Raw genomic sequence first — 417 nt, 5'->3', positions numbered from 1 at the left:
TCTTGGGGACTGAACACCTGTGGTGGGTTTGCTTGCCACTGTTCAATTGTTTCAGCCTGACATGGCTTTAAAACAGGATCATAGTACATCACGGCTGTATAGGCTTGTTCCTGTTTAATCATTGGTAATTCATTAAAATTGCCGTTAGGAAAGGCTCTTCTTAAAACTTCCTGGTATTGGGTTTGAATAACTTGCTTAACAGCCATGATTGTTCGCAAATCTTTGACTGCGCGAGTAATCTTTTGCTGCTCGGTTGGTGAATACTTTTCTAGTAGACCTTGATCAACGTGTTCTAGACTTTCTAAGCTATCATCATGAATCATCAGCGTATATTTAAGCTCGATTTTGACTTCCTTTTCTTGTTGCATTAATAACTTCCAGCCAACGTATGGCCGTTTGGTAAAGGTCAATAATTGT

The 417-nt window shown here is 39.6% G+C and carries 1 pseudogene; it reads right to left on the bottom strand.

Annotation, left to right across the window (positions count from 1 at the left end):
• Window positions 1–417: pseudogene (locus FD44_RS10205) on the bottom strand (MobQ family relaxase); the annotation flags it as partial.

Source organism: Secundilactobacillus malefermentans DSM 5705 = KCTC 3548, from assembly GCF_001436395.1.
GTDB lineage: Bacteria > Bacillota > Bacilli > Lactobacillales > Lactobacillaceae > Secundilactobacillus > Secundilactobacillus malefermentans.
This window is presented reverse-complemented; position numbering and strand designations above follow the sequence as displayed.